This window comes from Collinsella sp. AM18-10 (assembly GCF_003471585.1).
Taxonomy (GTDB): domain Bacteria; phylum Actinomycetota; class Coriobacteriia; order Coriobacteriales; family Coriobacteriaceae; genus Collinsella.
This window is the reverse complement of record NZ_QRJO01000001.1, coordinates 471,170-496,231: the sequence shown is the minus strand read 5'-3', so window position 1 is coordinate 496,231 and position 25,062 is coordinate 471,170. Positions and strand designations below refer to the sequence as shown.

At 59.1% G+C, this 25,062-nt stretch carries 22 protein-coding genes; 6 read left to right on the top strand and 16 right to left on the bottom strand.

The annotated features are described in order from the left end of the window. Nucleotides 1-107: 107 nt before the first annotated feature. The 9 genes from DW211_RS02020 to DW211_RS01980 form a co-directional block, all read right to left on the bottom strand. Nucleotides 108-4,895 carry a 2-hydroxyacyl-CoA dehydratase gene (locus DW211_RS02020; RefSeq protein ID WP_118258898.1) on the bottom strand — a complete coding sequence of 1,596 codons (4,788 nt, stop codon included), beginning with the start codon at nucleotides 4,893-4,895 and terminating at the stop codon, nucleotides 108-110. A 12-nt stretch (nucleotides 4,896-4,907) separates the two neighbouring features. Continuing rightward, nucleotides 4,908-5,618: a TetR/AcrR family transcriptional regulator gene (locus DW211_RS02015; RefSeq protein ID WP_040358972.1), complete on the bottom strand. Its 711-nt coding sequence runs from the start codon at nucleotides 5,616-5,618 to the stop codon at nucleotides 4,908-4,910. A gap of 121 nt (nucleotides 5,619-5,739) precedes the next feature. Next, on the bottom strand, nucleotides 5,740-6,597 hold the full coding sequence (locus DW211_RS02010) for an HAD-IIB family hydrolase (protein WP_118258926.1): 858 nt from the start codon (nucleotides 6,595-6,597) through the stop codon (nucleotides 5,740-5,742). Between the two features lie 116 nt (nucleotides 6,598-6,713). Beyond that, complete coding sequence (locus DW211_RS02005; protein WP_118258896.1) at nucleotides 6,714-7,976, bottom strand: MFS transporter; 1,263 nt, start codon at nucleotides 7,974-7,976, stop codon at nucleotides 6,714-6,716. Between the two features lie 100 nt (nucleotides 7,977-8,076). Beyond that, nucleotides 8,077-8,739 (bottom strand): TetR/AcrR family transcriptional regulator, encoded by a 663-nt coding sequence (locus DW211_RS02000; RefSeq protein ID WP_158568463.1) that lies wholly within the window; start codon nucleotides 8,737-8,739, stop codon nucleotides 8,077-8,079. 74 nt (nucleotides 8,740-8,813) lie between these two features. Beyond that, entirely contained in the window at nucleotides 8,814-9,152 is a 339-nt protein-coding gene (locus DW211_RS01995) for a P-II family nitrogen regulator (RefSeq protein ID WP_117775909.1), read from the bottom strand. Between the two features lie 48 nt (nucleotides 9,153-9,200). Next, complete coding sequence (locus DW211_RS01990) at nucleotides 9,201-10,478, bottom strand: ammonium transporter (RefSeq protein ID WP_118258893.1); 1,278 nt, start codon at nucleotides 10,476-10,478, stop codon at nucleotides 9,201-9,203. Between the two features lie 198 nt (nucleotides 10,479-10,676). Then, nucleotides 10,677-11,696: a putative ABC transporter permease gene (locus DW211_RS01985; RefSeq protein WP_233540919.1), complete on the bottom strand. Its 1,020-nt coding sequence runs from the start codon at nucleotides 11,694-11,696 to the stop codon at nucleotides 10,677-10,679. Nucleotides 11,697-11,699: 3 nt separating this feature from the next. Continuing rightward, the gene (locus DW211_RS01980) at nucleotides 11,700-12,236 is read right to left on the bottom strand and encodes an HD domain-containing protein (RefSeq protein ID WP_118258891.1); all 537 of its coding nucleotides are present in this window, start codon (nucleotides 12,234-12,236) and stop codon (nucleotides 11,700-11,702) included. 228 nt (nucleotides 12,237-12,464) lie between these two features. Here DW211_RS01980 and DW211_RS01975 point away from each other — a divergent pair, with 228 nt between their 5' ends. From DW211_RS01975 to DW211_RS01950, 6 genes are all read left to right on the top strand, one after another. Further along, nucleotides 12,465-14,246, top strand: a complete 1,782-nt coding sequence (locus DW211_RS01975) for a 1-deoxy-D-xylulose-5-phosphate synthase (RefSeq protein WP_118258889.1) — start codon at nucleotides 12,465-12,467, stop codon at nucleotides 14,244-14,246. 457 nt (nucleotides 14,247-14,703) lie between these two features. Beyond that, on the top strand, nucleotides 14,704-15,693 hold the full coding sequence (locus DW211_RS01970; RefSeq protein WP_118258887.1) for a glutamate ABC transporter substrate-binding protein: 990 nt from the start codon (nucleotides 14,704-14,706) through the stop codon (nucleotides 15,691-15,693). A gap of 138 nt (nucleotides 15,694-15,831) precedes the next feature. Then, entirely contained in the window at nucleotides 15,832-16,491 is a 660-nt protein-coding gene (locus DW211_RS01965; protein WP_118258885.1) for an amino acid ABC transporter permease, read from the top strand. Continuing rightward, nucleotides 16,488-17,321, top strand: coding sequence for an amino acid ABC transporter permease (locus tag DW211_RS01960; RefSeq protein WP_118258883.1), 834 nt, complete (start codon nucleotides 16,488-16,490; stop codon nucleotides 17,319-17,321). The genes DW211_RS01965 and DW211_RS01960 overlap by 4 nt, the downstream gene beginning before the upstream one ends. Before the next feature lie 36 nt (nucleotides 17,322-17,357). Then, nucleotides 17,358-18,122 carry an amino acid ABC transporter ATP-binding protein gene (locus DW211_RS01955; RefSeq protein ID WP_118258881.1) on the top strand — a complete coding sequence of 255 codons (765 nt, stop codon included), beginning with the start codon at nucleotides 17,358-17,360 and terminating at the stop codon, nucleotides 18,120-18,122. Nucleotides 18,123-18,174: 52 nt separating this feature from the next. Continuing rightward, entirely contained in the window at nucleotides 18,175-18,984 is an 810-nt protein-coding gene (locus tag DW211_RS01950) for a gamma-glutamyl-gamma-aminobutyrate hydrolase family protein (RefSeq protein WP_118258879.1), read from the top strand. Between the two features lie 109 nt (nucleotides 18,985-19,093). Here the strand turns inward: DW211_RS01950 and DW211_RS01945 are convergent, their stop codons facing one another. From DW211_RS01945 to DW211_RS01915, 7 genes are all read right to left on the bottom strand, one after another. Further along, the gene (locus DW211_RS01945) at nucleotides 19,094-19,912 is read right to left on the bottom strand and encodes a hypothetical protein (RefSeq protein WP_118258877.1); all 819 of its coding nucleotides are present in this window, start codon (nucleotides 19,910-19,912) and stop codon (nucleotides 19,094-19,096) included. Continuing rightward, the gene (locus DW211_RS01940) at nucleotides 19,896-20,720 is read right to left on the bottom strand and encodes a hypothetical protein (RefSeq protein ID WP_118258875.1); all 825 of its coding nucleotides are present in this window, start codon (nucleotides 20,718-20,720) and stop codon (nucleotides 19,896-19,898) included. Before DW211_RS01940 ends, DW211_RS01945 begins: the two co-directional genes overlap by 17 nt. Beyond that, a complete protein-coding gene (locus DW211_RS01935) occupies nucleotides 20,717-21,478 on the bottom strand; it encodes an ABC transporter ATP-binding protein (protein WP_118258873.1) in 762 nt (253 codons plus the stop codon). The genes DW211_RS01940 and DW211_RS01935 overlap by 4 nt, the downstream gene beginning before the upstream one ends. A gap of 144 nt (nucleotides 21,479-21,622) precedes the next feature. Next, nucleotides 21,623-21,952 carry a helix-turn-helix transcriptional regulator gene (locus DW211_RS01930; protein WP_089572320.1) on the bottom strand — a complete coding sequence of 110 codons (330 nt, stop codon included), beginning with the start codon at nucleotides 21,950-21,952 and terminating at the stop codon, nucleotides 21,623-21,625. 8 nt (nucleotides 21,953-21,960) lie between these two features. Then, on the bottom strand, nucleotides 21,961-22,500 hold the full coding sequence (locus DW211_RS01925; protein ID WP_147357229.1) for a hypothetical protein: 540 nt from the start codon (nucleotides 22,498-22,500) through the stop codon (nucleotides 21,961-21,963). 251 nt (nucleotides 22,501-22,751) lie between these two features. Then, complete coding sequence (locus DW211_RS01920) at nucleotides 22,752-23,108, bottom strand: Hpt domain-containing protein (RefSeq protein WP_118258870.1); 357 nt, start codon at nucleotides 23,106-23,108, stop codon at nucleotides 22,752-22,754. Between the two features lie 24 nt (nucleotides 23,109-23,132). Continuing rightward, nucleotides 23,133-25,013, bottom strand: coding sequence for a diguanylate cyclase (locus tag DW211_RS01915; protein ID WP_118258868.1), 1,881 nt, complete (start codon nucleotides 25,011-25,013; stop codon nucleotides 23,133-23,135). Nucleotides 25,014-25,062 lie beyond the last annotated feature (49 nt).

The window sequence follows — 25,062 nt, the reverse complement described above, 5'->3', positions numbered from 1 at the left end:
ATGCGGCGCGCTGCGCGCCCCGCACAGGCTAAAGCCTTTAATAAAAACGGGTGGCAGCCGGTACGGCTACCACCCGTTTGTCTCATATCCAGCACAAAGCAGGCCAGTTACTTCTTAATACCGCGTCCCAGGCGCTCAGCGACCGATGCCACGGCCTCCTCGCTGGCCGGTCCGCAGCTCACGCAGCCATCGTGGGCGCGCATCTGGCCGGTGACCTCGTCCATCGCGAGCGGCGCCACCTTCTCGAGCTTAAAGCCCTTACCGGCGCGCATGTTCTCCTTGGCCACGCTGATCATGAGCTTAATGCGGTTGAGCTGGTTGACCTCGGACGCGCCGGGGTCGTAGTCCACCGCGACGATGTTGCTCTCGGGATGCTGGCGGCGCAGCTCCTTAATCACGGCCTTGCCCACCACGTGATTGGGCAGGCACGCGAAGGGCTGCGTGCAGATGATATTGGGTGCGCCATGATCGATCAGGTCGAGCATCTCGGCCGTGAGCAGCCAGCCCTCGCCCATGTTGTTGCACACCGAAAGCACCGTGCGGGCCTTGTCGGCCATGGTGCCGATGCGCTCGGGCGCCTCAAAGCGGCGGGACTTCTCGAGCAGCTCTTCCACCGGCGTACGCATCCAGTCCACGAGCTTAATAAGCGCTTGCATGCCCGCACGCGTCGTGGCAGAGCTGCCCAACTCGTCCTTCTGCAGCTCGGCGTTGCTCATGGAGTACAGGAAGAAGTCGAGCAGGCCCGGCACCACAGCCTCGCAGCCCTCGCGCTCGATAACGTCGACCACGTGGTTGTTGGCTGTAGGGTGGAACTTGACCAGGATCTCGCCGACCACGCCCACGCGCGGCTTGGTGCCCTCGCCCACGAGCGGCATGGTGTCGAACGCGCGGATGGCCTCGCGGCACAGCTTGGTGTAGTTGTGACGGTTGAACTTGGGCGCCAGCTTGCGGGCTCGTGCCATGTACTCCTCGTAGAGCGCGTTGGCGGCACCGGGCGTTGCCTCGTACGGGCGGCAACGATAGAGCATCTGCATCATCACGTCGCCAAAGAGCACCGCGTAGACTGCCTGTTTAAGCAGCGCCGGCGTGATCTTAAAGCCGGGGTTGTCCTCGCCGAGCGCCACGGCCGAAAGCGAGATTACTGGGATCTCGGGGTGGCCGCTCTCGCGCAGGGCCTTACGGATGAGCGCGATGTAGTTGGTGGCACGGCAGCCGCCGCCGGTCTGGCTGATGACCACGGCCGTCTTGGACAGGTCGTACCGACCGCTCTCGATGGCCTCCATAATCTGGCCCGTCACCAGAATCGACGGATAGCAGATGTCGTTATTCACGTAGCGCAGGCCGGCCTCGACGGCATCGTGATCGGTCGAGGGCAGCAGCTCCAAGTTGTAGCCGGCACCGCGGAACACCTCTTTGACCAGGTCAAAGTGAATCGGCGCCATCTGCGGGCACAGAATGGTGTAGCCCTCCTCGCGCATCTGCTCGGTAAAGGGCACCTTGGGCCACGCGGTCGAAGCACTCTCGCGCTGAGCCTCAAACGTGTACTTGCGACTCGCGAACGCGGGGGCATCCGTGGAGGGCGTCACCGGCGCGGCATCGCCCTGCTCGTAGGCCTCGCCCGCGGCCGTGGCCTCGGCCAAGCGCTCGGCCTCCTGGTCCTTGAGCGCCGCCATGAGCGAGCGGATGCGGATGCGCGCGGCGCCCAGGTTGGACACCTCATCGATCTTGAGCACGGTGTAGATCTTGCCGCTGGCCTCAAGGATTTCCTGCACCTGGTCGGTGGTCAGGGCGTCCAAGCCGCAGCCGAAGGAGTTGAGCTGAATCAGGTCCAAATCGTTGCGCATGGTCACAAAACGGGCGACGGCGTACAGGCGGCTGTGGTACATCCACTGGTCGACAACGCGAATCGGGCGCTCGGGCTTCACCAGATGTGCGAGCGAATCCTCGGTAAAGACCGCAAATCCAAAGCTCGAGATAAGCTCGGGCAGGGCGTGGTTGATCTCGGGGTCGTTATGGTAGGGGCGACCGGCGAGCACGATGCCGTGGCCACCGTGGTCCTCGACCCACTTAAGGGCTTCCTCGCCCATGGTCTGGATGTCCTCGTGGAAACGCGCGTCGGCCTCAAAGGCAGCGTTGACGGCGGCATCGACCTCGGAGCGCGTGATCTTGGGACCGCGCACGCGTCCGCGACCAGCCTCGGCATCGGCCACGCGGTCGACGGCGAGCACCTGATACAGGCGGCGCTTGAGCTCGGTCTTATCGTGATAGGGCACAAACGGGTACAGGAACTCGATATTCTGCTCGCGAATCTCATCGATATTGAGCGCCAACGCCGTGGGGTAGCTCATGACGATGGGGCAGTTGTAGCAGTTACCGGCCGTCGGGTCCTCCTTGCGCTCCCAGCGCACGCACGGCATCCAGATAAAGTCGACGTCACGGTCGATAAGGTTCATCACGTGGCCGTGGCTCATCTTGGCCGGATAGCACACGCTCTCGGACGGCATGGACTCGATGCCCGCCTGGTAGGTCTTTTTGCTCGACTGGTCGGACAGCTGCACGCTAAAGCCCAAGCGCGTAAAGAACGCGTGCCAGAAGGGGTAGTTCTCGTACATGTTGAGCGCGCGCGGGATGCCGACGGTGCCGCGCGGGGCCTCGTCGGGGCTCAGCACCTCGCGGTTAAAGAGCAGATCGTTCTTCTTTTTGAAGAGGTTGGGCGCCTCGGTCTTTTGCTTTTTGTGGCCGGCACCCTTCTCGCAGCGGTTACCGGTAATGAAGCGCCTGCCGCCGCCAAAGTCGTTGACGGTGAGCTGGCAGTTGTTGGAGCAGCGGCCGCAGCGGACATGCTTTTGCGTCACGGTGAGGTGCGCGATGTCCTCGGCCGAAAGGATGGTCGAGGTGCCGTCGGCGCCGGCGCGATCGCGGGCGAGCAGGGCCGCACCATAGGCGCCCATGCAGCCGGCGATGTCGGGACGCACGGCATGAACGCCGGTGAGCTGCTCAAACGCGCGCAACGTGGCGTCGGACATAAAGGTGCCGCCCTGAACGATCACCTGGCTGCCGATCTCCTTGGGGTCGCGCAGCTTAATGACCTTGAACAGGGCATTCTTGATGACGGAATAGGACAGGCCGGCCGCGATGTCGCCCACCGTGGCACCTTCCTTTTGCGCCTGCTTGACGCGCGAGTTCATAAAGACCGTGCAGCGACTGCCCAGGTCGACGGGGGCCTTGGCATGGATGGCGGCATCGGCGAACGCGCGCACGTCCATGTTCATGGACACAGCGAAGCTCTCGATAAAGCTGCCGCAGCCCGATGAGCAGGCCTCGTTGAGCATAATGTGCTCGATGACGCCGTCCTTCACGCGCAGGCACTTCATGTCCTGGCCACCGATGTCCAAGATAAACTCGACACCGGGCAGGAATGCCTTGGCGCCGCGCAGGTGCGCGACGGTCTCGATCTCGCCGGAATCGGCCTTGAGGGCCTCGATGAGCAGCGCCTCGCCGTAGCCCGTGGTGGTCACGTGGCCGATGGTGCAGCCCGCGGGAATGTGGTTGTAGAAATCGGCCATGATGACCTTGGCCGTGCCCAGGATGTCACCGTTGTTGTTGCCATACCAGGTGTGCAGCAGCTGGCCGTCCTCGCCTACGAGCGCGGCCTTCATGGTGGTGGAGCCGGCGTCGATGCCAATGAACACGCGGCCGGTGTAGCCGTCGAGCTTGCCCTTGGGGACGACCTCGGTGTCGTGGCGACCCTTGAACTCGGCAAAGTCCTCGTCGGTGGCAAAGAGCGGGTCCAGGCGCTCGACCTCGGCACCCTGCGTGTCACCCAAGCTGTCGATAGCCTCGATGAGCTGCGGGAACGTGCTAAGCTTGTTGGACTCGTGCGCCATGGCGGCGCCGCTCGCCACAAACAGGTGGGCGTTTTGGGGCACAATGCGGTGCTCCTCGTCCAGGTTGAGCGTGAGGTAGAAGCGGTGGCGCAGCTCGGAGAGGTACTGCAGCGGGCCGCCCAGGAAGGCGACGTTGCCACGGATGGGACGGCCGCACGCCAGGCCCGAGATGGTCTGGGTCACGACAGCCTGGAAGATGGAGGCGGCCACGTCCTCGGGACGGGCGCCCTCGTTGAGCAGCGGCTGCACGTCGGTCTTGGCAAATACGCCACAGCGGCTGGCGATGGGATAGATGGTAGTGGCGTTGGCCGCGAGCTCATTAAGGCCGCTAGCGTCGGTGTGCAGCAGGGTTGCCATCTGATCGATGAACGCGCCCGTGCCGCCGGCGCAGGTGCCGTTCATGCGCTGCTCGATGCCGTTGTCGAAGTAGATGATCTTGGCGTCCTCGCCGCCCAGCTCGATGGCGACATCGGTGGCCGGGATGAGGGTCTCGACGGCACGCTTGCTGGCGATGACCTCCTGGACAAACTCCAGGTCGAGCCACTGGGACAGCAGCAGGCCGCCCGAGCCGGTAATGGCGCAGGTCATCTGGGCCGTCGGCAGCACGGTCGCAGCACCCTCGAACAGGTCGCGGGCGCAGGCACGGACGTCGGTGTGGTGGCGCTGGTACTTGGCGTAGACGATTTGGTTGTCGTCGTTGAGCACGGCGAGCTTGACGGTGGTGGAGCCCACGTCGATGCCCAGGTGCAGGTTGCCGTGGGCGTTATCGGGGTTGAAGATCGCGCCTTCGGGGGCCCGGGCGGCGGTTGCGGCTACGGGCTCAGCGGCGGTCGTGGGCTCGGCGGCTACGGACGTCTCCCCTGCCGCGTTCTTGGCATCGGCAACTGCCTCGGCAACCTTCTCGGCAGCAGCGGTCGCGGCCTTCTGCGCGGCGTCCACCACGGCGGGCGCGGCCTCACGTGCGGCAGCGACCATACGATCCTTGATGCCCTCGACGAGTTTGCTCATCTGTCTCTCCTCTTAGTTGTTGGACTCGACGGTTGCGGCGGTGTCGGCCGCGTCCTCGAGCTGCAAGTTCAATAGCTTCATGCCGTATTCCGGCACGTTGATATCGATGGGTTGGCCATAAAGGTCACCAGGACGAACAAAAGCGAGCACCGTCATAATGCGCGCCATGGCCTCGGGCGATTCGGTGAGCCCACGCTCAAACCAGCGCTGAATCATGCCGACCTCGGCGCTCACGACGTAGGTGACGTAGTAGTCAAAGAACGTGCCCAGCGCCAGGCCCAAAATGCCCGTCTGCGCACGCGGCACCACAGCCTCACGCGCGGTGTCAATGATCCTTTTAATGAAGGCCTGGTCGCCGCCCGGACCCAGCAGCGCACCGATTAAGTCGCGGTTGGCCGCAAGATAACGCAGCAGCTCAACCGAACCGGGCGCCGGCTCGAGCTCATCGATGTTGTGATAGAGATCAGGCAGCTGAGCTGCGGTGATGAGCTCAATGCGCTCACGGATCTCGGCCAGCAAGCCGTCCTCGATTTGATTGATAAAGTCGGGAATATCGCGATAGTGCGAATAGAACGTGCGGCGCGTAAGGCCAGCACGCTCGGTGAGCGACGCGACATTAATGCGCGAAAGGTCGCCGCTTTCGGCAAGCTCGCTGGCAAGTGCCTGGCGAAGGGCACGCTGCGAGCGAAGGGACCGGCGATCGCATTTCTCGAGCTGGGACAAGCGTCCTCCTTGTTACTCAGCCTGTGCGCTATTGCACAGTGCGAGTATTATTGCACACCGTGTGCATCAACACGTAAAGGCAATATTTGGAATGTGACGAGGGGGCAGTCCCTTTGTCACATTATTCGATGATGGTGCGGGAGCTCTGCTTATGCATGGTGGCGAGCATGTGTTTGGGGACGGCGTGGACCATGCAGCTGCCGATAGTTGCGCTCGCGGCGACCTTGGCTGCATCGCTTGCGTTTTTGGTCGCGTAGCTGTGGCGGAAACGCTTGAGCATGGCGATGTCGTTGCCGCCGTCTCCATAGACCGCGACCTCGTCCTCGGCAATACCGTAGTAGCCCGCCAGCCAGGCCACGCTCTCGCCCTTGTTGCATGCCACGTCCGTGATCTCGAACATCACCGGATCGAACGGCGCGTTGACCACGCGGTCCGATCTCTCGGCCAAATATGCCTTAAGGTCGTGTTCCAGCTCGGGCGAGGTCACGCGGCAGTTGATCTTGCACACATCGTGGCGCAAGATGTCGCTAATCGACTGGTCGAAATACTGTTCCTCGTGATAGCCGCCACGCGCACGCATGCCACGCATCACGATACGCTTGATGGGGCTGTCCTTTTTAAAGCCCGCCTGGTGCATCTCGAACGAACCACTCGAGAACATGCCGTCGGGCGTGGAGCAGTCAAAGCAGATATCCGGAAACTCCTTGAGTAGCTCCTCGGTGATCTGCGGGTCGACGGTCCAGGTTTTGAGCACCTCGCCATGACTGTCGCGCACGATGGATCCGTTGGAGCAGCAGGCGTCAAGCGCCAGGCCTGTAAAGCCATGCTCGCCGATCGGCAGCGTCGAGCGTCCGGTCGCGGGAACCACATGCAAGCCAGCCTCGGTCAGCTCGCGAATGGCGCGGCGGATAGTCCCATCTGCCTCGTGCAGGGCGTTAAGCAGCGTTCCGTCTAAGTCACTCGCGAACATCTTGATCATGGGCATGCCTCTCCTTCGTCTGCACGTTATTTTAGACGAAAGAGAGGCATGCCCATGCAAGGGTGTTCCAACGCGCCAGGACATTCGCTTCCGCAAAGCAACGGTGCCCCAGCACGTTAAGACAATCGCCGCAAGCGATTTTTCAGCCGATAAAACAGAGCCGTCGTCAACGTCAGCACCGCCAGCATGCCTGCGAATACAATCGCCGGTGTCCATCGATCATATGCAACCCCGTACGTCAATTGGCCGATAGGTGTTGCGCAGGAAAGGACCATGTAAACGACCGAAAGCACTTTTCCGCAGAGCTCAGCCGGCGCTACCCGCTGAACAAACGCGATGATTTCAACCGACGCAATGCTTGCCCACACCATGATCCATGCCGAACCAACCGCAAACACGGTGAACACGCATACATCTGCGCCGAACAGTAGCGTAACAATAATCGGTACAACTCCAAAACAGATCATCGCAATATATCGGCATATGCCATTGAGAGAAAAGCGATGCGGCCAAATGCCGACCAAGCCACTGCCGGCAAGACCACCCAAGCCCATAGCAACCTCAACTATCCCAACACAGGACGATTGCATGCCGAGATGCTTTTTGACAATAATGGGAGCGCCAATCGTTAGCCCAACCAACGCAAGGTTCAAAACGGCCGCAAGCAAAATCACAGCGACCAATGATGCATTTTGCAACAGATACCGAATCGACTCCCAAAAATCGTTTCGGTATGTCGTACGAGTCGCACCGTCTCCCATCGTTTCAGATGAGGCATTTTGCTTGAGTGCGACCCCAAACAAGAGAGCTGAAATCGCAAACGCCACCGATGCGGTTGTGCAAAGAGCATCGATGCCAAAGCACCCATAGACTGCCGTCCCGACCACAGGACCCAAGATATTGCTCACCATGGTCACCTGCGAAACCAATGCAGTGGCCCGCTCAACCTTCTTTTCACCCGCCATGCGCACCGTCTCAATTTGGAGCATTGGCTTTAGCAGCGATTGAACACCATATTGAACACAAAGTATCGCTACTACGACGACCGCAAGAGGCAACGAGCGCTTCATGGGGATAGACAGCAGTGATGCAGTCATCAGAGCAATGCCGAGGGCCACGAGGACCTCGCGATGTCTTCCCCGATCCGCTAAGATCCCACCAGCCGGAGTTGCGAGTACGCCGGGTATGAACGCCGTCGCCACGACGGCGCCATATAACGTTGACGATCCACTGCAATCGAACAAGTAAAGTGGATACGCAAAGCACAGCGCCGACAGCATCGAATACGTGCACAGCTGCGCAACCAGAAGTTCCGCGAGCCTGATTGACCGCACTGTTTTTGATTTCAACGAGACACCGACGTCTCTCAGCCCAGCCATAAGCCCACCCCCTATACATACCACTAGTATGTATTTAATGACTTGAAAAGGGCAGCCGTGGCTACCCTCACAAATCAATTACATACCGTTGGTATCTATATTACCACCCGGCGCGGTCCCATACGTCCCAAATCTGCGCCGTTGTCTGAAGCACTTCATTACCCAAATCGAGCCCCACCGCGGCAGCCATCTGCGCCAAACATTGTGCGCGAGCGAGCATTCGCTCCTTGGGCTCGAGCGGACGGAACAATGGCAGCAGCCAAAGATTCGCCAACAACGATACGGCCTCCGCCGCTTCGCGCGGGCATTCGCACGCAATGGAGCCGTCGGCGATGCCCTCCTCGATCACTGGCAAGAGACAGCCATCGGCCGACTCGTCAAATGAGCCCTGGTACTGCATCGCCAGTAGGCGCGAGCTTTTTACCGGATCTGCTGCAGGACGCATACGTGCCCATAGCTCAATTTGTGGAACAACGGACTCGGGAGCGTACAGTCGCTTGAGCTTTTGGGCTCCGGTCATATTACCGACGCCAAGCATCGAGCGGCGGCGCTCAACAATCGGAGTCATCGCCCGATCAAACGCGGCGTTGAAAATCTCTTCTTTGCTCTTGAAGTGATGATAGACAGCGCCCTTGGTCATACCATCGAGACGGTCAACGATATCTTGAATGCTCGTCCCCTCATAACCCTGTGCGCAGAATAGCTCCAGTGCCGCGTCGAGAATCTTCGCGACCGTCTCCTCGGGATATTTATTGCGACCCATAATCCGCCCATCCGCAACGCAAGCCTTGTGCCTCATTGCAGCATTTTAACGTTGCGGATGGCAGACGGTCGATTCTACACCGCGGCGGGGCCGTGTTCGCCGGTACGGATGCGGATAACATCCTCGACCGGCTCGACCCAAATCTTGCCGTCTCCAACGGCACCGGTGCGGGCGGCGTTGCAGATGATGTCGACAATGCCATCGACATGTTCATCAGCGCAGATAAGGGTGAACTGCACCTTAGGGATCGTGTTGACAAGCAACTCGTTGCCGCGCACGTATTCCTTCCAGCCATGCTGTGCGCCGCAGCCCTGCACCTGGTTGATAGTCATGCCGCGAACATCAGCAGCAAACAGCGCGTCTTTAAGAACCTCGAGCTTCTCAGCACGAACGATTGCCGTGATCTTCTTCATAGTGAATTCCTCTCTTTAAGAGTTGGTCTGACAGAACGTTTGAAACTGTTAGTCCAGACCACTAAACGAAGGATAGGCGCTCTCACCGTGCTGGCTCGCATCCAAGCCCAGTGCCTCGTCGGCCTCGTCCACGCGCAGGCTACCGTGGAACAGTGCCTTGACCACCGCGGCGATCACCAAGTCGAGCACCAGCACAATAACGACCGTCACCACAATGCCTAAGATCTGCGAGACAAGCAGCGACACGTCGCCCGTGTAGAACAGGCCGCCCTTACCGGTCCACGAGAGCTCCGGCACGCAGAACAGGCCCGTGAGCACACCGCCCAAGATGCCGCCGATACCGTGGCAACCGAACGCGTCGAGCGCATCGTCGTAGCCAAACTTGGTCTTAAGATGGCTGATGGCCAGGTAACAGACGGGCGAGACGATCAGGCCCATGACCAGCGCTGCCCACGGCTCGACAAAGCCCGCACCCGGCGTGACCACCACAAGGCCCGCAACCAGACCGGTGCTGGCACCCACCAGCGTGGGGCGACCGGTGTGCACGCGCTCGACGGCAAGCCACGAGACCATGCCCGCCGCGCTGGCCGTCACGGTGTTGAGGATGGCGAGCGCCGCCACGGCGTCGGCCTTAAACTCGCTGCCGCCGTTAAAGCCAAACCAGCCAAACCAAAGCAGGCCGGCGCCCAGCGCCACAAACGGCACGTTATGCGGACGGTAGCTCATCATGCCAAAGCCGCGACGACGGCCGAGCATTAAGCAGAGAATCAGGCCCGTGAGACCGGACGAAATGTGTACCACGTCGCCGCCGGCAAAGTCGAGCGCGCCGATGATGTCGCCGATAAAGGAACCATCGCCGCCCCAAACCATGTGGGCGAGCGGCGCATAGACCACGAGCAGCCAAATGCCCAGGAAGGCCGTCATGGCACCAAACTTAACGCGGCCTGCCAGACTGCCCGTAACGATAGCGGCGGTGATCATGGCAAACGCCATCTGGAAGGCGATGTTGATGATCTGAGGGTAGACGGCACCATCCGCAGCATTGCCCTCGGCCGCCTGCAGCACCTGGTTGAGCACCGGCAGGCACAGCAGCTGGTCAAAGCCGCCAATAAACGGGCTAGAACCGTCGCCACCGTAGGCCAACGACCAGCCGGCAACAATCCACAGCACACCAACCAGGCCAATGGCGCCAAAGCACATAAGCATGGTGTTGATGACATTTTTGCGCCTGGACAGGCCGCCATAGAAAAACGCCAGACCCGGTGTCATTAAAAACACGAGCATGGTGCAGATGAGCATAAACGTTGTCGATCCCGTATCGTACATTCGCTCCCCCTTGGTCGCATGAACGTTGTCGGCGCTCATGATGCGGCCGAGGGCCAACTGGTGTAGACCAGATACGGCGTTGTTAAACGCTGCGTTGTCGAATGGAAACGGTGCCGCAATCTTGGAAACGGCACGGCAACGGGCGCGAAACGAACGGGAAACGTGCGAACGAGAAGGGCGCGCTTGGCTCCGCTCTGGCTAGCGCCGGAACAGCTCGCGGGCTCGGTCGCGGAGGTCGGTAGCTCGGATGACGCCCTCGTAGCGATTGATGCGCAGACGCGGGAAGGCGTTAAAGAAGCGCAGGTCACGATGGCTGAGCGACACACTCGGCACCGGACGGCTCATGCGCTTGCCGGCAAGGCGACGACTGAGCGACGGACGCGGCATGCTCGGCGCGACATCGGCAACGCGGCGGGCAGCGAGCGCCAGGCCGCGAGCACCATCCGAGATAAACGTCGGCATCGAAGCCTTCTCGCGCAGGGCATCGAGCGCGGCGTCACCCAGCTCGGCCAGCCACGCGTTAACGGCACGGCTACGGATGTGCGTCTGTGCCACCGAGTCAATCGTAGAATCGGGAATACGTTCGAGCATTGAGTCCGAGGCATCGGCAAGCGACTCATTGATGCGGTCGGCAAGGTCGGCCCGGACGCGCTCCAGCTGATCAGACAGACGCCGCCAGCTCGCCAACGAGCACACCGCGTCGACCATCATCGCGACCGCGACGATAAAGGCGGACAGCCGCACAATCAGCACCGGCAGATGGCCAAGCAGCCCCAGCAATGCCGGCTCCACTAAACGGCAAATGCACAGTGCACCCAGGCCAAACGCGCAGGCCCAGTACAGGCAGATGCGTCCGTGCAGGTTAAACGGCAGATGCGAGTAATCCCAAAACCGGGCACCCGTCGTTTTTTCCAACAGCACGCCCACGCTATATTCGATCACGCTGCATACGAGCGCGGCAGCGACAAACTGGTTCGAAGCGTCTGGGATTCCACGCAGCAGCAACCAGCACGCAATGCCGCCCGCACCGTAGATGGGACAACACGGCCCTAGCAAAAAGCCGCTGTTGGCAAAGCGTCCGTGGTTGAGCATGGCGCAGACTGTCGACTCCCATACCCAGCCGCAAAAACCGTAGAAGGCAAACGAGAGTACCAGCGCCGAGAGCGGACAGGCGGCAAGCGTCGCGCCGTCAAATGCCATGTCGATCGCGGTTCCCACCGTCTACCCACTCCTCTTTTCGTTCGATTCGCTGCTCACGTCATCGTCCGCCCTGTCTTTGCGCGGCAGACGGCCGGCAATCGTCTCGCGCAGCGCGCACCATTTATCCGCCAGGCACACAATCCATGCCTCGCGACACGTCGGCGGCACCGGTACCAGCGGAAACATATGGCGCGCGATGATATTCCGCTCGCGCGACGTCAGCTCAAAATCCTCTTCGGCACGCGCCAGGGCAAAAAACGGATGCCGAAAGCCATGCAGTCGATGGCTTGGGTCGGGATCGTGCCAGTCATAGAGAAAGTAATCGTGCAGCAGGGCCCCGCGCAGCAGCGAGGCGCGGTCGACCGAAATGCCAGCACGGCCCAAGCGCTCGGCAAATGACAGACTTGCCCGCGCCACCGAGGTCACATGCGCATACACCGTCACATCGCCATGCTGGATAAACTCGCGCGTCAGGTCCAGACGGCCCGCCTGTGCCAGTTGACGGGCAGCATGGTCTACTTCGCACGCGATTTTCTCGGCACGAACGGTATCGGACATGCGGCCTCCTTCCGGCGGCGCTCGGCGGCAAGCCACAGCCTGCACGCAATGAATAAAATCATCATGGAACTTATCAGTATGGCATCGGACAAAACGTTTTGCCCCACCAGTTGGCGAATTACCGCGCCGCCGTCACATATCAAACGCCAAAATGTGCGAGACTGTCTTGTGCAATTGTGCCGGCCGAGGGAGTGCCGGCGCACGATTCGCATGGAGTAACCCACAACGATGCTGCTTACGCAAACGACAACGCCCGAGGACGTCAAGGCTCTCGATTGCGCCGAGCTTCCGCTGCTCTGCGGCGAGATCCGCCACGCCATCCTCGAAAGCTCCGCCGCCGTCGGCGGACACGTTGCCCCCAACCTGGGCGTCGTTGAGCTTACGGTTGCGCTTCATCGCGTGTTTAACTCCCCCACCGACAAAATTGTCTTTGACGTGTCGCACCAGACCTATGCCCACAAGGCGCTGACTGGGCGCGCGTACACTTATATCGACCCGGCACGCTACGGCGAGGCCTCTGGCTTTGCCAATCCCGACGAGTCCGAACACGACCTGTTCGCCATGGGCCACACCTCCACATCGGTGAGCCTGGGCTGCGGCTTGGCGCACGCTCGTGACCTGGCGGGCGATGCGTACAACGTCATCACCATCATTGGCGACGGTTCGCTTTCGGGCGGTCTGGCGTTTGAGGGCTTTAACAATGCCGCCGAGCTCGACAGCAACCTGATCATCATCGTCAACGATAACGACCAGTCCATTGCCGAGAACCATGGCGGCCTGTATCGCAATCTGGCCGAGCTGCGCGCCAGCAACGGCACCTGTGAGCGCAACGTTTTCCGCGCGATGGGGCTCGACTACCGCTATCTGGACGCCGGTAACGATGTGTTGGCCCTAGTCGACGTGCTGCAGGAACTGCGCAATATCGATCATCCCATCGTGCTGCACGTCTCCACCGCCAAGGGCAAGGGCTTTGAGCCGGCCCAGAGCGACCCCGAGCGCTGGCACCACGTGGGTCCGTTTGACATGGCGACTGGGCGCAAGCTCTGCCCGGGCCATCCGAGCGAGCCTGCGCCGCGCACCTATGCCGACATTACGGGCGAGGCGCTCAGTGCCGCCATCGAGCACGATCCGCAGGTCGTGGGCATCACGGCCGCCACGCCCTACATCATGGGCTTTACACCCGAGCTTCGCGCTGCCGCCGGCAAACAGTTCGTCGATGTGGGCATTGCCGAGGAGCACGCCGTCACCTTTGCCACCGCGCTCGCCAGCGCCGGTGCCAAGCCGGTCTTTGGCGTGTACGGCACGTTTTTGCAGCGCGCCTACGACGAACTGTGGCACGACCTGTGCCTCAACGATGCCCCGGCGACGACCCTTGTATTTGGCGCGTCGATCTTTGGCACCACATCCGAGACGCATCTTTCGTTCTTTGATATTTCCATGCTGGGCGGTCTTCCCAACATGCACTACTTGGCACCGGCCTGCATGGAGGAATATCTGTCCATGCTGAGCTGGTCGCTCGACCACCGCGAGCATCCCGTAGCGATCCGTGTACCGGGCATTGGCCTGGTAAGCCGCCCCGACCTGGCGCCTGCCGAAGACACCGACTACAGCGCCGTTCGCTACAACGTGGTGCGCCAGGGCCGCGACGTGGCCGTGCTCGCACTTGGCGACTTCTTTGAGCTGGGCGAGCACGTGGCAAATCGCTTGGCTGCCGAGTACGGCATCGAGGCCACGCTTGTCAACCCGCGCTATGCAACCGAGCTCGACCGTGAGTTCCTCGACAGCCTTGCCGCCGAGCATCGCGTTGTCGTCACTCTCGAGGACGGCATCTTGGACGGTGGCTGGGGCGAGCGTGTCGCGTGCTATTTGGCCTGCACGCCCGTGCGCACGCGCACCTTCGGCATCGCCAAGGGCTTCCCCGACCGCTACGACCCCAAAGAGTTGCTCGTTCAGAACGGCATGACGGTCGAGAACATGGCGGCCGAAGCCGTAAGGCTACTCAACGAGTAAGAAAACCTCCGCAAGGAAAGCACCCATGCGGAGGTTTTTGTTTTCACAGCTCAATTATCTCAATCTGTAACATCTATGGCCCGAATTCCCGTCTAACTGTTACAGATCTAGAAAAGACGTCTTAGTCCCTGACCTTTGTCTCAATCTGTAACAGATAGAGACCTTCTGGCCGTCCAGATGTTACAGATTGAGACATTCGAATTCCCCTAAAGAGAAAATCTCGATCTGTAACAGGTAGAACCCATTTCCTCGTCTAACTGTTACAGATTGAGACAAAGCAGCGAGACAGGCCACCACATCTGCAAGAACCACCACAAAGGTGCCTGTCCCTTTTTGGTAGGTAGAATAACCCATAAGGTAAGTATGTTTCTGAGTTATTTCGTGTTGACCCATTTGAGCGCGATAGGGTATAACTCTACTCAACCGCTAGGGATTTTATTGAGAAAGGTGTTCTACCATGAGCAAGAACCTCTCCCAGCAGGTCGTTCTCGACCGCCGCGGCTTTGTCGCCGCCACCTTCGCAACCGTCGCCGGCCTTGGTCTTGCCGGCTGCTCCGACACCAGCGCCGAGGCCGACAAGGGCTCCGCCGCCTCCAAGAGCTCCGAAGATACCGAAGCTTCCACCACGCTCGATGCCAAGGCATTCGACAAGCTCGTCGACAACGGCCCCAAGGCCGATGACGACGCCATCGCCGCCAGCACCTGGGCCACGGCCGTCAAGGACGCCGGCGTCTTTAAGATCGGTGGCGTTCAGACCTCCACGCTCTTCTCCCTCCTCAACGAGAAAGACGGTCAGACCCGCGGCTTCGATGCCGGTATCGCACAGCTCCTGTCCAACTACATTCTGGGCGAGAACAAGGTCGAGATCACCCAGGTGACCTCCGACACGCGCGAGTCCGTCCTGCAGAATGGCCAGGTCGACGCCGTCTTTGCCACCTACACCATCACTGACGAGCGCAAAAAGCTCGTCTCCTTTGCCGGTCCCTACTATTACACCCAGCAGGCTATCCTGGTGCTCGCCGATAACGAGGACATCAAGAGCGTCGACGACCTGGCCGACAAAAACGTCGCCGTCCAGTCCGGCTCCAACGGCCCCGCCATCCTGGAGGAGTTCGCTCCCAAGGCCAGCCAGCAGGAGTTCAAGACCGACGAGGAGGCCCGTCAGGCACTCCAGCAGGGTCGCGTTGACGCCTACGTCATCGACAACAACATGCAGCAGAGCGCCCTGGTCCGCGAGCCCGGCAAGTACAAGATCGCCGGTAAGCCCTTTGGCAACAAGGAGCCCTACGGCATCGGCCTGCCGCTCGATTCCGACGGCGTCGCCTTTGTCAACGACTTCCTTAAGAAGATCGAGGACGACGGCACCTGGACCGAGCTGTGGCAGATCTGCATCGGCGACCGCACGGGCGACACCAATGTTCCCGAGCTGCCCGAGATCGGCGCCTAGGCAACGAGCCTGGTAACGGCCGCAACGAAACCATATGGAAACGCACGATGCGCTTTATTGCGCTAAACTGTTTCTTCACTGAGTTGTCGGGGCTTCCGTACACACGGGAGCCCCTTTCCTTACCGGCGGGAGGTCCGCATGAGTCTCTCCGAGCTCTGGTCGCTCTATGGCCAGAACTATATCGACGCGCTGCTAGCAACCTGGGGCATGACGCTTGAGTCGTTTGCCATCGCCATGGTGCTGGCCGTCGCCGTCACCGTGATGCGCGTGTCGCCGCTCAAGCCGCTGCGCGTCTTTGGCGACCTGTATGTCCAAGTCTTCCGCAACATCCCCGGCATCGCGCTGCTTATCATCGTCGTCTATGCGCTGCCACCGCTCAAGGTCGTTCTGCCCTACCGCACCTGCGTTATCGTCGCCACGGTGTTGCTGGGCTCGGCCTTTGGCTCCGAGAACTTTATGAGCGGTATCAACACCGTCGGCGTCGGCCAAGTCGAAGCCGCCCGCTCGCTCGGCATGGGCTTTAACCGCATCCTCGCCAAAATCGTGATTCCGCAGGCACTGCGCTCAAGCGTATTGCCCATGACCAACCTCTTTATCGCCGTCATGCTCACTACCGCCTTGGGCAGCCAGGTGCCGCTTAAGCCGCAAGAGCTTACCGGCGTGGTGAGCTACATCAACACGCGCTCGCTCGGCGGCGTCGCCGCGTTCTTTATCTCGGCGCTCGGCTACCTGGGCACGGCCTTTGTGGTGAGCCACATTGGCAACTATATCGATAAGAAGGTGAGGATCCTCCGATGAGCAAGCACTCCTCTCCCGCGCTCACCATGCGCGATGCGCTCTACGAGGCTCCCGGCCCCAAGATGCGCGCCAAGACTCGCATCGGCACCGCCATCTCGCTGGTTGCCGTCGTCGCACTCGTTGCCCTTGTGTTGCAGCGCTTTTATGTGACCGGCCAGCTTTCGGTTCACTATTGGTATTTCTTTACGCACCTCACCACCTGGAAGTTCTTGCTTGCCGGCTTTGAGGGCACCGTTAAGGTCGCACTCACCGCCGGCGCCATCGCGCTGGTGCTCGGCCTTGCCCTTATGCTCGGTCGCACCAGCGACATTAAGCCGCTGCAGCTGGTCTGCCGCGTGCTCACCGATTTCTTCCGCGGCGTGCCGAGCCTGCTGTTCATCTACTTCTTCTTTTTGGTGCTGCCCCAGTACAAGATCGCGCTGCCGTCGTTTTGGATGCTCACGCTTCCCGTCGCGCTCGCCGCAGCCGGTGTACTGGCCGAGATCTTCCGTGCCGGCGTCAACGCCGTGCCGCGCGGCCAGGTCGAGGCTGCCCAGGCACTCGGTCTCTCCAAGGCTAAAATCACCTTTAAAATCGTATTGCCGCAGGCTATTCGGTTTATCATTCCGTCGTTGATTTCGCAGCTTGTAGTCGTAGTCAAAGACACTACCGTCGCCTACGTGGTGAGCTACCCCGACCTCATGCAAAACGCCCGCGTGCTCATTACCAACTACGACGCCCTCGTGTCGGTCTACCTGGTGATCGCGGTCATCTACATCCTCATCAACGTCGCGATCAACAAGGCCGCTGTCTACGTTTCGCACAAGACCGGCGCGACCATCATCCGCTAACGCTTTACCATTTCGAGTCATAAGGAGCCGAGCACCATGGCACAGAGCACCTCTTCCACCGGCAATCAGCCGCTGATCGAGCTCAGACACGTCGATAAGCACTACGGCAATCTGCACGTCCTCAACGACATCAATCTCTCGGTCGACCGTGGCGAGGTCGTCGTCGTGATCGGCCCCTCGGGCTCGGGCAAGTCGACCATGTGCCGAACCATCAACCGCTTGGAGACCATCGACTCGGGCGAGATCCTCATCGAGGGCGAGCCCCTGCCGCAGGAAGGCAAGGATCTTGCCCGCATGCGCGCCGAGTTGGGCATGGTGTTTCAGCAGTTCAACCTGTTCGCACATATGACGGTGCTGCAGAACGTCATGCTGGGACCGGTCGACGTGCTGGGCGTGTCCAAGGAGGAGGCTCGTGAGCGCGCCATGGACCTGCTGAGCCGCGTAGGCGTTGCCGAGCAGGCCGATAAGGTGCCCGCACAGCTTTCGGGCGGCCAGCAGCAGCGCGTGGCCATCGCCCGTTCTCTCGCCATGCAGCCCAAGGCCATGCTCTTCGATGAGCCCACAAGTGCCCTCGATCCCGAAATGATCAACGAGGTGCTCGAGGTCATGGTGCGCTTGGCGCAGCAGGGCATGACGATGATCGTCATTACGCATGAGATGAACTTTGCCCGCCGCGTGGCCGACCGTGTCGTGTTTATGGCCGACGGCCAGATCGTGGAAACCGGCACGCCCGACGAGTTCTTCGACCATCCCCAGACCAAGCGCGCCCAAGACTTCCTCAACTCCATCAAGGGCCACTAGCCCAATTGCCATATCTGCTCGCCATGACCATCCAAACTCGAAAGCAACACCCATGATCGGAACTCGCACTTCATCGTCATACACCCCGCACGTCGACGTCGATCCCGCCGACCGCCCGCTCATCCTCGTCGCGCCGCGCTGGGAAGAGGCGAAGCCGTTTTTAAGCGAGACGCTCTCCCCCAACGAGGAAATCGCAAGTGTCTTTGTCGATGCCATCCTTGCCGCCGGCGGCCTGCCGCTGCAGATGTCCATCACCGAGGATATTGAGGTCATCCGCCATTACGTCGATATCGCTGACGGTATCGCTATTCCCGGCGGCCCGGATGTCAACCCCAAACGCTGGGGCGATGATCGACCCTACGACCCCACCCTCTGCTGCGAGATCCGCGATAGTTTTGAGTTTAAGCTGGTCGACGAGGTACTCCGCGCCAAAAAGCCGCTCTTTACCACCTGCCGCGGCACGCAGCTGCTCAACGTCGCCACCGGCGGCACCCTGTGCATGGACGTGCCGAGCCTGGGCGCGCGCGAGGGCCACACGCAGTGGCGCCATACCCACGTGCTCAACGACCCTGTGCATCCTGTCGAGGTCGTGCCGGGCTCGCTGCTCGACCGCGCGGTTGGCGGGCACAGGCTGATCCAAACCAACTCCGCACACCACTGCTGCGTCGATCGTCTGGGTAAGAGCACGCGTTTGGTCGCCAAGGCAACCGACGGCGTTCCCGAGTGCATCGAGGTCGAAGGCCAGCCATTCTGCTTGGGCGTGCAATGGCATCCCGAGTACACGTGGAAGACGCTCGAAACCGACTTTAACCTGTGGAAGTCGTTTGTCGAAGCAGCGGCCAAGGTAAAGCAGGCCCGCTAGCTCGCGAACCACTCAGGTTAAAGCCTCCTAAGCCGGGGGGGCGGACACCAGCCACGGTGCCCGCCCCCCTGTATTTGATATGCTCGGTATGATTATCCCTCACAAACAATCAGAGAAATCTCGACCGCAATCGGTCGACAGTAAAGCAAATGGTAAAAACGCTTGCTACGTTTATGAGGCAGTCAATTAAAATCGAGATGCATTGACCATTCCCCAACGGGGTCACGCCGCAAATCCACATGAGCATCGAGGCTGGAAGCGGAAGCATGGAATTGGCCCCGACCTGTATGTAGATCGCTACGACGTTGACAAGCAACAGCATGCCAATCGGACCGAAGCCGGACCCAAAATAGGAAACAACGATTACGCAAGAAACCACGCATGCAAGGCAGGCAGCGGCAGCAAGAACAAGTCGATAGCAAAATACATACAGGTTGAAATACTGCTGAGCATCCGAAACGATTGCGCAGTTAAGACAGTACAAAACGACACTCGACAGGACAAACGCGCCCAAAAGGGCAAAAGAAGATAGCACCACTCGCGCAACGATAGCGCACACACGCTTCCCTCCCCGAGCCTCCGACAACCCCCACGGTTCCTCGACAAAGCCCGAACTGACAAAGCGCGGCACAATGCAAGCCGCGATGAACGGAAAGAACAATGCATGGGCCAACGGGGCTACGTTGAACAGCAGACCGCGAAAAACCTCTGCATTGCCAAATAGAAGGACATCCTCCGCCGATAGCCGAAGCGTCGGGTCTGGGAAAAAACCCAAGAAACTGTTCTCACGGAGGCTACAGAACCACATCGGGAAAGAATTAAGCTGCAATATCACCATGTACGCATAAATTACCAGGATTAAGGCGTACGCCCATTTGCTCACATGCTTCAATTCTGACTGGAGAAGTCTTTTAATCTGACGAGCCATTGAGCACACCCCCAGCGCGAAAGCTCAAGAGAGCGTAAATCAATACCGATAGACAACTGGCTGCCACGCCATATCCCAAAAGCGTCAGCTGCCCCATATCGCTATACCCAAGGGCACATCCGACTCCAAGGTACGGCCCCGGAAGAAGGAAAATCCATCGCAAGGACGATATGGGCGTCTGAAGGTAAGTTCCGTAGAGCGTCAAGCTCATGACAAATCCAATAACTATCGCAGCCCCGCTCAATACAGCGCTGCCCGTAATCCGATAGATGGTCACCGTCTCCAGCGCAATCGATATCACCAATACGGCGTTAATCATCATTGCGGGCAAAAATGCAGCCAGCATGCTATGCGCATAGTTTTGCCCTCCACGTGTTATCGCTATTACAAACAGAAGAAGGCAAAGCGCACTATATGCTGCGCCGATTATTAAAGCAGACGAAAGTACATGTGCCAGAACCCCGTTAAAGCGGGCAAGACCTCTTGCTGAAGAAATTCGGCATCCCTCTTCATAGCCGCGCTCCTGTAAAATCGCCAGGCAAACGATGAGCGGAACGAACAGAGAGGTGCCGGCAAAAGCACTGCGCACAAGGGACTCATCAGGCGCAGAAGAGTCGATTACATTCCAAAAGAATCCAATATCCTCCCCGCAAACGCTATTGCCAAAGGCTAGCAACGTTGTTCCGCTTTTTAGAAAGACACCGAAGAGAAGGCCGAACGCCAGCATAAGCGCAAGACAAAACTGCGCCGGAAACATCCTGTGTAAACGCATCATGTCCGCCTTTATGGGATGGATCGCCCGCTTCATAGCGAGACCGCCTTCATCAAGCGCCTGTAATACTCTTTTAAGGACGACGCCTCATCCCTTATGACGTCCATCGATTCCTTTTTCAGCAGTTCGCCGTCATGAAGAAACAGGCAGCTTGTTGCAACCGATGCCAGCTCATCCAAATCATGACTAGAGATGAGCATGGTCTTACCCTGCTCTCGATTCAATCGACCGATAAGGGCCCATATACTCTCGATGCCCAGCGGGTCCAACCCGTTTGCTGGCTCATCAAAAATAAGCAGATCAGTGTCACCCAACAAAGCTGTAGCTATATCCAGCCGCCGTTTCATTCCCAGAGAAAAACTGCTCACGCTCTTTTTCTCATCGGCATCCAGCCCGACTAGGCTCAAAACGCGAGGAATCTCACGCTTCTCATCAAGCCCCCATTCCGCACATCGGATTTGAAGATTCTCAACCGCACTGAGAGATTGGTATGCTCCACTGGAATCTGGTACATAGCCGACACGCGTCCGCATCAGGCTAAGCTCTTTTTTTGATTTGCCTCCGAAGAGCTCCACGCTCCCCGACGATGGCTCACAGAGGCCCAGCACTATTTTAATAAGCGTGCTTTTGCCCGCCCCGTTTGCACCAACAAGGGCGCAAAGCTCAGACTGATCCACCTCGAAGGAAACGTCATGCAAAACGCGCCGTTTCCCGTAGCGCTTTGACACCCTTGATAGCCTTATCGTTGATGCGTTCATTGGCCTCCCGTTCCGCTTGATAGCAAAACCGCTCATATCGTTCCTTCTTTACTTTATCGTTTTCCATAGTTGTTATTGTTTTTCGATAACTCATATTTGTCAAGATAATCTAAAAGAAAGAACCCGTGTTAGACACGGGTCCCTTCACGCTGATATTTCGTTTTAGTTGTTCGCCTTAAGCTACTCGTCGCTCAAATCGACAGCAAAGACTGATGTCGGAAGCGATGCCTCATTGCCTCCGCCATCCCGCATCTGCCTCACAACGTTTTTTGCACGCTCGACAATAAGCTCCTCAAGCTCTTTCTCGCTCACGCGCTGAATAATATCTCCCGGTTGACAATCAAGCTCATCACAGATATCGAGGAGCGTCTTTAGGCGAATAGCTTTTATCTTTCCGTTTCTAAGCTTTGAAATATTAGCCGGAGTATGCCCCGTCGCTCGAATCAGATCAGCACTGGTCTTTCCGGTCTTAAGCAGCTGCGTCTCAAGCTCGATGATGAGATAGCTCATGTTTCCTCCTACACAAGCTCGTCAGACTGCTCTTGGAGCAGCGAGGCATAACTCCAAATCGCCGAGATAAACAAACAGACAACTGCGCCGATAAACGACCCCGCATCAAAGGTAGCGCCTTGGCAAATCTCAATAACAAAGGAATGAGGCACGATGTAAAGCTCCAGTCCGCCAATGGTGAGATTGACCGATCCATAGGCACCAACAAGCGAAACCGCGGCGTTAACAGCAAAGGCAAGCGCGAGAACACGGATAAGCCGCACATGCGTCTTGGTAAAGGGCGAGACGCCCCGAGAGATGTTACGGCTGATCCCGCACAAAACGACAAGCGAAATACCCACGACGAGCGCCAGGCACAGTCCGCTTGGGATAACGATGCACCCGCCATCGAGAAGCGTCACGACACCGAAAGAATCGACAGAAGCAACGTTTGTAACCGCATACCAGATCACGTAAACAACCAACGCGGCAAAAGCGACAAGCATCCCTGCAAAAACGGCTGCCATGCAAAAACCGAACTTCCTGATATTTTCGCCCGCCTTGGCCATACGCTGAACGCTGTTGGACATACACTCACCCTCATCGACTCTATCGTTATTCGAACAGTTTATCGAACAACGATATGGATTGCATGCGGAAAGCCCCGACAGTGTGCATAGGCAATTCACTAATCAGAAGGGGTGAGAGTGGATTTTTGGACACGTATCGAACGAGAGTGGATAATCTCCCACTTTGAGGCCGCCACCGGGCCTAAAACGGGAGATTATCCACTCTCATAGTCATCAAAGCTCGCGAGCTCTTACTCGGCCGCCTCGCGCAAGGCCGACATCGTAGCCGCATATTGCTGCTGCAACGCATGCATTCCCTCGCGAGCGCCGTCAACGGCATCGGCGCCGCGCAGTGCTTCGGTCACCACAACCGCCGGCTCGTACAGATTATCGAATCCCAAGTTCTGGCTCACGCCCTTGAGCGTGTGTGCTGCCATAAACGCTTCCTTGGCGTCTCCTGCCGCCATGGCAGCCTCCAGCTTGTCCATGCTCTCGTCATCCAAAAACTTGAGGGCAAAGCGGGCAAGCATTTCCTCGCCCATCAGCCGAGCGCACGCATCGTCATAATTAGCGCCGATCTTCTCATACGCCTCACGCATGGAAATCATGGATTAAAAACTCCTTTGGTCAAACTAAATCGTGGGAAACGCGACGACGTCGGCGGGGCGTGCCAACGTCTCGGCAATTTGGTCTTGCACCTCGAGCAGGCAATCGAGCAGCAGCGGGTTAAAGGTGCCGCACTTACCGTCCAGGATCATCTGGATTGCCTCCTCGTGCGGGATAGCGTCCTTGTACACGCGCACACTCGTCAGTGCATCGTACACGTCGGCCACCGAAACCACCTGCGCGGCGATGGGGATATCGTCGCCCTTGAGGCCATCGGGATAACCCTTGCCGTCCCAGCGCTCGTGATGCCAACGCGCAATCTGGTACGCATATTCCATAAGCGCATTGCCGGCGTGATGGCTACCCAGCTCAAGCAGCATATCGGCGCCGATCGTGGTATGCGTCTTCATAATCTCGAATTCCTCGGGCGTAAGGCGTCCGGGCTTGTTGAGAATCGCATCGTCAATCGACATCTTGCCGATATCGTGCAGCGCCGAAGCCAGGGCGATCGTGGAGCGTTCCTCATTGTCGAGGAAAATCGTGCCGCTACGCTGGACCAGACAGCCAAGCAGCAGCTCGGTCAGCTTCTCGATGTTCGTAACGTGCCTGCCGCTCTCGCCGTTGCGAAGCTCCATGACGCCAGCCATGATGTCGATGAGCATGCGACTGTTCTTGACGCGCTCGTTGTACTGCTGGGACAGCAGGCTCGTCAGGCGGCGCTGTTTGGCGTACAGGCGGATGGTGTTGTTTACGCGGCGGCGCACGATACGGGAGTCAAACGGGCGGTTGATATAGTCTGAGGCGCCCAGCTCGTACGCGCGCAGAACCATATCATCGGAATCTTCACTCGAAATCATGATGACAGGCAGATTGTCGATGCCCGATCGGCGCGAAAGATCGGCCAGCACCTCAAAGCCGCTTATGCCCGGCATGACAATATCCAGCAGCACGAGCGACAACTCATCGCCATAGCGGTCGACCATGTCGAGTGCCGTACGACCGTTGTCGGCCTCGAGGATGCAATACTCGTCCTTGAGCATCTCGTTGAGAATGACTCGGTTCATCTCGGAGTCATCGACAATAAGCACCAAAGGCTTTTCGCTTTGGAAAGCCTCGATGGAATCGGCGTCGGTCACGACCGTACCGGCTTTTGCCTTAGCGCGGCTCAATAACTGGACAGCGCGGCCAACGCCCTCATCGACCGTCTCGCCATGAATGCGAACACCACCAACACATGCCGTCAAGCTCACGTACTCATGGCCCGGAATAATCGTGGAACGAACGGCATCGGACACCTGATGCAGGCGACGGGTGAAGTCATCGGAGGGAATATTGGGCATGACAACCACAAACTTGTCGCAGCCATAGCGCACAAGCTCGTCAGTCGAACGGATTCCGCTGCGCATGGCTGTCGCCACAGCACCGAGCGCAAGGTCGCCGGCATGACGGCCACAGGTATCGTTGAAGACCCTAAAATCATCAAGGTCGATCATCGCAACGCCGGCATTCATGCGGACGCTTCGGAGCTTTTCCTCGTAATATCGGCGATTGCGCACACTCGTCAGCACGTCGGTGTAGACAAGGTCCTCTTCTGCGGCCTCTTGCTCATCGATCGGACGCACCATCAGCAGGACATGAGGCTCGCCCTCGACCTTCAGAGGGCGCAGGCGAGCGCGGTACTCAGTACCATCATTGAGCAGCTGCTCCGACACCTCATCGGAGTCTGCCAAGGCCTCAAGACTCGACTGACGCAGACAAGGGCAGCGATCGCCGGCGAGCAAGCAGTTAGGCTCCCTCTTAATCTGATCGGCCGACAGCAAACGCACCACGGGGTAGGTCTTCGCGACACGGGCGACCTCAGCGGCAGCCTCCTCGTCGGTTAGATTGACCTCGTGATTATTGAGCATATGGGGCCCTTTCGATAGTTTCGCATGGTAGCGGTGGGTTCCAAATGCT

Excerpts from the sequence above, each read along its gene's own strand:
- DW211_RS02020 (WP_118258898.1), bottom strand. The coding sequence starts at position 4,895 with ATGAGCAAACTCGTCGAGGGCATCAAGGATCGTATGGTCGCTGCCGCA.
- DW211_RS02010 (WP_118258926.1), bottom strand. The coding sequence starts at position 6,597 with ATGATCAAGATGTTCGCGAGTGACTTAGACGGAACGCTGCTTAACGCC.
- DW211_RS02005 (WP_118258896.1), bottom strand. The coding sequence starts at position 7,976 with ATGGCTGGGCTGAGAGACGTCGGTGTCTCGTTGAAATCAAAAACAGTG.
- DW211_RS02000 (WP_158568463.1), bottom strand. The coding sequence starts at position 8,739 with ATGGGTCGCAATAAATATCCCGAGGAGACGGTCGCGAAGATTCTCGAC.
- DW211_RS01995 (WP_117775909.1), bottom strand. The coding sequence starts at position 9,152 with ATGAAGAAGATCACGGCAATCGTTCGTGCTGAGAAGCTCGAGGTTCTT.
- DW211_RS01990 (WP_118258893.1), bottom strand. The coding sequence starts at position 10,478 with ATGTACGATACGGGATCGACAACGTTTATGCTCATCTGCACCATGCTC.
- DW211_RS01980 (WP_118258891.1), bottom strand. The coding sequence starts at position 12,236 with ATGTCCGATACCGTTCGTGCCGAGAAAATCGCGTGCGAAGTAGACCAT.
- DW211_RS01975 (WP_118258889.1), top strand. The coding sequence starts at position 12,465 with ATGCTGCTTACGCAAACGACAACGCCCGAGGACGTCAAGGCTCTCGAT.
- DW211_RS01970 (WP_118258887.1), top strand. The coding sequence starts at position 14,704 with ATGAGCAAGAACCTCTCCCAGCAGGTCGTTCTCGACCGCCGCGGCTTT.
- DW211_RS01965 (WP_118258885.1), top strand. The coding sequence starts at position 15,832 with ATGAGTCTCTCCGAGCTCTGGTCGCTCTATGGCCAGAACTATATCGAC.
- DW211_RS01960 (WP_118258883.1), top strand. The coding sequence starts at position 16,488 with ATGAGCAAGCACTCCTCTCCCGCGCTCACCATGCGCGATGCGCTCTAC.
- DW211_RS01955 (WP_118258881.1), top strand. The coding sequence starts at position 17,358 with ATGGCACAGAGCACCTCTTCCACCGGCAATCAGCCGCTGATCGAGCTC.
- DW211_RS01950 (WP_118258879.1), top strand. The coding sequence starts at position 18,175 with ATGATCGGAACTCGCACTTCATCGTCATACACCCCGCACGTCGACGTC.
- DW211_RS01945 (WP_118258877.1), bottom strand. The coding sequence starts at position 19,912 with ATGGCTCGTCAGATTAAAAGACTTCTCCAGTCAGAATTGAAGCATGTG.
- DW211_RS01940 (WP_118258875.1), bottom strand. The coding sequence starts at position 20,720 with ATGAAGCGGGCGATCCATCCCATAAAGGCGGACATGATGCGTTTACAC.
- DW211_RS01935 (WP_118258873.1), bottom strand. The coding sequence starts at position 21,478 with ATGAGCGGTTTTGCTATCAAGCGGAACGGGAGGCCAATGAACGCATCA.
- DW211_RS01930 (WP_089572320.1), bottom strand. The coding sequence starts at position 21,952 with ATGAGCTATCTCATCATCGAGCTTGAGACGCAGCTGCTTAAGACCGGA.
- DW211_RS01925 (WP_147357229.1), bottom strand. The coding sequence starts at position 22,500 with ATGGCCAAGGCGGGCGAAAATATCAGGAAGTTCGGTTTTTGCATGGCA.
- DW211_RS01920 (WP_118258870.1), bottom strand. The coding sequence starts at position 23,108 with ATGATTTCCATGCGTGAGGCGTATGAGAAGATCGGCGCTAATTATGAC.
- DW211_RS01915 (WP_118258868.1), bottom strand. The coding sequence starts at position 25,013 with ATGCTCAATAATCACGAGGTCAATCTAACCGACGAGGAGGCTGCCGCT.